The following is a 4,757-nucleotide window of genomic DNA, read 5'->3' on the forward strand; positions in this document are numbered from 1 at the left end:
AAACTTGGCCCATGGGTGACTTTGATGCGACCGACCCCTTCGGCCTGACCGGACTGACCTACGACGACGTCCTCCTCCTCCCCGAACTCACCGACGTGGTGCCCTCCGACGTGGACACCACCGCCAGACTCACCAAGGGGATCTCCCTGCACGTCCCCCTCGTCTCCGCGGCGATGGACACCGTCACCGAGGCGCGCATGGCGATCGCCATGGCCCGCCAGGGCGGGATCGGGATCCTCCACCGCAACCTCTCCATCGAGGACCAGGCCCAGCAGGTCCGCCAGGTCAAGCGCTCCGAGTCCGGGATGGTCGAGGACCCGGTCACCGTCGGACCGGACGCCACGATCGAGCAGCTCGACGAACTGTGCGGCCACTACCGCGTCTCCGGCCTGCCCGTGGTCGACGACGACGACGTCCTCCTGGGCATCATCACCAACCGCGACCTGCGTTTCGTCCCCGCTGCCGACTGGGGGCGCCTGACGGTCCGCGACTGCATGACACCCATGCCGCTGATCACCGGGCGTGTGGGGATCTCGCGTGAGGATGCGAAGAGCCTGCTGGCGGAGCACCGCATCGAGAAGCTCCCCCTCGTCGACGAGGCCGGGCGCCTCGCGGGTCTCATCACCGTCAAGGACTTCGTCAAGACGGAGCAGTACCCCCACGCCACGAAGGACGCACGGGGGCGCCTCGTGGTCGGTGCGGCCATCGGGTACTGGGGCGACACCTGGGAGAGGGCCCAGGCCCTGGCCGAGGCCGGCGTCGACGTCCTCGTGGTCGACACCGCCAACGGTGGGGCGCGCCTCGAGGTGGAGATGGTGCAGCGCATCAAGGCCGACCCCACCTTCGACGGCATCGAGGTCATCGGCGGGAACGTGGCGACCACGGAGGGGGCCCAGGCCCTCATCGACGCCGGCGTGGACGCCGTCAAGGTGGGTGTGGGCCCGGGGTCGATCTGCACGACCCGCGTCGTGGCGGGTGTCGGGGTGCCCCAAGTGACCGCGATCCACCTGGCCGCCAGGGCCTGCAGGCCGGCGGGGGTGCCGCTCATCGCGGACGGCGGCCTGCAGTACTCCGGTGACATCGGCAAGGCGCTGGTGGCCGGCGCGGACACGGTGATGCTCGGCTCGCTGCTGGCGGGGTGCGAGGAGTCCCCGGGGGAGCTGGTCTTCACCAACGGCAAGCAGTACAAGCTCTACCGGGGCATGGGCTCCCTGGGGGCCATGAGCTCGCGTGGGCGCAAGAGCTACTCCAAGGACCGCTACTTCCAGGCGGACGTGTCCTCCGACGACCAGATCGTGCCCGAGGGCATCGAGGGGCAGGTGCCCTACTCCGGGTCCCTGGCCGCGGTCGTGTACCAGCTCGTGGGGGGCCTGCACCAGACGATGTTCTACCTCGGGGCACCCACCCTGGACGACGTGAGGCGCAACGGGCGTTTCGTGCGCATCACCTCCGCGGGACTGCGCGAGTCCCACCCCCACGACGTGCAGATGACCACCGAGGCCCCCAACTACCACGGCTTCGGCAACAACTGAGGCGCGTCCCCTGCCGTCCTGGCAAGTGCCTCAGGACTGGGGCCAGGTCCGTGAGATGTGTGCGTCGCGTCCCTTCGAGCGCAGCCACTTCTCGAAGTCGACCGCCCAGGCCCGGTGGGCCTCGACCTCGAAGTCGTGGAGCTCCCTGCCGTCCATGGCGGTGATGCGCGGGTACCGCCCGGCCATGGAGGCCAGGACGTCCAGCGTCATGGCGACGTCGACCTCCGCGGTGTGGGCGTCCTCCGACAGATCGACCCCGTACACCGGCGCCATGGCCGCCAGGGTCTTCTTGCCGCGGCGGTAGCGGTCCAGGGCGCGGTCGAGCACCAGGGGATCGATGACCGGGGCAGGGTCCCCCCCGAGGCGTTCCTCGAAGGAGCCGACGCCGTGACGGGTCAGCTCGTTGTTGACCAGGGAGATGTCGTAGGCGGCGTTGAAGGCCACGACCGGGTAGCCCTGCCTCCAGTGGTCGACCAGGGCCGTCGCGAGCTCGTCGAGGACCTCCGGCAGGGGCCGGCCCTGGGTGCGCGCCTGCTCGGTCGAGATCCCGTGGACCTGCGTGGCGGCGGCCGGGATCTCCACCCCCGGGTCGGCCAACCAGGTCGTCTCCACGTCCGGACCGGTGGGGTGCGCCCCGCCGGGGCGCAGGACCAGGGCGGCGGTGACCAGACGGTCGCGGGTGACGTCCACCCCCGTCGTCTCGGTGTCGAAGCCCAGCCACGGTGCTTCCGTCCAGTTCACGGTTCCTCCTTCGTCCGGTGCCACCAGTGTGCGTCACGGAGTGGGCACCTGCGGACACCTTCCGACGTGGATGCCTGCGGATAGGATCGGCACGTGAGCAATGAAGTGGAGATCGGCCGGGGCAAGCGCGGGCGCAGGGCCTACTCGCTCGACGACATCGCGCTGGTGCCCTCGCGGCGCACGCGGGACCCCGAGGACGTCAACGTCGGGTGGCAGATCGATGCCTACCACGTGGACATCCCGATCATGGCCGCCCCCATGGACTCCGTGATGAGTCCGACCACCGCCATCGAGTTCGGCAGGCTCGGGGGCATCGGCGTCCTCGACCTCGACGGCCTGTGGACCCGCTACGAGGACCCGACGGCGCTCTTCGAGGAGATCGCGCACCTGCGCGAGGAGAACTCCATCGCGCGGCTCCAGCAGATCTACTCCGAGCCCATCAAGCCGGAGCTCATCACCGCCCGCCTCCAGGAGATCCGCCGGGCAGGGGTGGTGGTGGCCGGCAAGCTGTCCCCCCAGCGCACCCAGCGCTACTGGCGGGCGGTGGTCGACGCCGGCGTCGACCTCTTCGTCATCAGGGGCACCACGGTCTCTGCCGAGCACGTCTCCTCCCGCTCGGAGCCGCTGAACCTCAAGCGCTTCATCTACGAGCTCGACGTGCCGGTCATCGTCGGGGGTGTCTCCACCGACACCGCTGCCCTGCACCTCATGCGCACGGGTGCGGCGGGAGTCCTCGTCGGGTTCGGGGGAGGGGCGGCCCACTCGACACGGCGCTCCCTGGGGGTGCACGCCCCCATGGCGACCGCCATCGCAGATGTCGCCGCAGCCCGGCGTGACTACATGGACGAGTCCGGGGGACGCTACGTCCACGTCATCGCCGACGGTGGCATCGGCCTGTCCGGGGACCTGACGCGGGCCATCGCGTGCGGCGCGGATGCAGTGATGCTGGGTGCCGCCCTCGCACGCGCGGAGGAGGCCCCGGGGCGCGGATGGCACTGGGGGTCGGAGGCCACCCACCCCGACATGCCGCGCGGGCACCGGGCCCATGTCGGCACCGTGGGCACCATGCGCCAGATCCTCTACGGGCCCTCCACCCGGGCGGACGGATCACTGAACTTCGTCGGTGCCCTGCGCCGCACCATGGCCTCCACCGGCTACTCCGAGGTCAAGGACCTCCAGCGCGTCGAGGTGGTCGTGAGCCCCTACACCCCGTCGTGACGAGGACGTCGTGGGTGGCCCTCCGGTCTCCCTGTGACGGCACCGCTGTCCGGGTCCCTCCGGGTCTGGGACACTGGGAGCCATGACAACTCGCATCTCGGACGACGACTTCAAGGAGCTCGACTGGGGGTTCGGCGGCGACCGTGGACGTGCCGACACCCTCGTGGCGTGGGTCAGCGATCCCGAATTCGTCCTCGACGAGGACGTGGACCCGCTGGGCATGCTGGAACTGGCGGGCGAGGACTTCGCCGGCCTCGGGGAATGGGAGGACGCCGAGAAGGTGGCACTCCTCGCGGAGGAGGTCGACCCTGGCGGGGACAGGGGAGCCTACGTCGCTGCGCTCACCCGGATGGAGGTGGCAGCGGCGAGGGAGGACCTCAAGGTGCTCACGGACGTCGCGGACGGGCTGGCGCGACGCAGACTGCGCGATGCCGACATCCACACGAGGATCGGGGAACTCCTGGAGGGGTGTGGCGAGCTGACCCGTGCGGAGCGCTGGTTCACGAGGGGAATCCTCGTGGGCGAGGCTGCGGGGACCAAGGAGTACGCACTCCTCACCACCCGCAACGGGCGCCGACGGGTGCGCCGCGCCCTCGGGAGACCCACCGATGCGATGGACGAGGAGGGGGACGCCGTGCGCGCCCGCATCAACGATTGGATCCGTGGTGAGGAGGGATGACGTGCACCACTGCGTGGCGCCCCTGCCTGCCCCTGTCCGGTCCACGCGCCGGCTGGCACGGCGAGTGGTCCGGGACACCCGGGGCCGCCATGTCCGCCAGCGCCTCACCCACCCGACACCCGTCGCCCCGACCCGGAGCTCCCGATGAACACCGTGCATGACGAGGACGCGACCGCGGAGGGCCTGTCCGGGTCCCGCGGCCTGCTGGCCAACACACTGCCCACACCCGCAGGCACGTTCGCACTGGGCGCAGCCGTGCTGGCCGCAGCCGTGGTGCTCGGCGTCGCCGGGGGCACCACCCCCGCCCGGATGGCGGGGAACTGGCTCTTCGGTGTCGGCCTCGTCCTCCTGCCCCTCGCCGGGGTGTGGTGGCTGCTGGGACACGCGGTGCCACTGGTGGTGGGTCGACGTCTCAGGGATCGTGTGCGGCCCGCGGGGCTCGCCCTGCGGGAAGGGGCGCTGTGGTCCTTCTGGCTGGGTTGGGAGCTGCTCGCCCTCTTCCAACCGGGTGTGTCCGGCGCGACGGGAGGCATCGCCTCCCCGGTGGTCCGTGTGGCTGTCGGCGCCCTGGTGGTGCTCGGCATTCT

The 4,757-nt window shown here is 70.8% G+C and carries 5 protein-coding genes; 4 read left to right on the forward strand and 1 reads right to left on the reverse strand.

Annotation, left to right across the window (positions count from 1 at the left end; translation table 11 throughout):
• Positions 1-11: 11 nt before the first annotated feature.
• Positions 12-1,532: an IMP dehydrogenase gene (guaB, locus tag TA90_RS10495; protein ID WP_043536276.1), complete on the forward strand. Its 1,521-nt coding sequence runs from the start codon at positions 12-14 to the stop codon at positions 1,530-1,532.
• A gap of 30 nt (positions 1,533-1,562) precedes the next feature.
• Here guaB and TA90_RS10500 read toward each other — a convergent pair whose 3' ends face one another.
• Positions 1,563-2,273 carry an exonuclease domain-containing protein gene (locus TA90_RS10500; protein WP_043536277.1) on the reverse strand — a complete coding sequence of 237 codons (711 nt, stop codon included), beginning with the start codon at positions 2,271-2,273 and terminating at the stop codon, positions 1,563-1,565.
• 93 nt (positions 2,274-2,366) lie between these two features.
• On the opposite strand from TA90_RS10500, the gene TA90_RS10505 reads away from it, so the two are divergent.
• The 3 genes from TA90_RS10505 to TA90_RS10515 form a co-directional block, all read left to right on the forward strand.
• Entirely contained in the window at positions 2,367-3,491 is a 1,125-nt protein-coding gene (locus tag TA90_RS10505; RefSeq protein ID WP_043536279.1) for a GuaB3 family IMP dehydrogenase-related protein, read from the forward strand.
• Between the two features lie 82 nt (positions 3,492-3,573).
• Positions 3,574-4,170, forward strand: a complete 597-nt coding sequence (locus TA90_RS10510) for a hypothetical protein (protein ID WP_043536281.1) — start codon at positions 3,574-3,576, stop codon at positions 4,168-4,170.
• Positions 4,171-4,314: 144 nt separating this feature from the next.
• Positions 4,315-4,757 (forward strand): hypothetical protein (locus tag TA90_RS10515; protein ID WP_043536283.1); only part of this gene is annotated, 443 nt, incomplete at its 3' end.

Source organism: Actinomyces polynesiensis (assembly GCF_000820725.1).
GTDB classification, from domain to species: domain Bacteria; phylum Actinomycetota; class Actinomycetes; order Actinomycetales; family Actinomycetaceae; genus Pauljensenia; species Pauljensenia polynesiensis.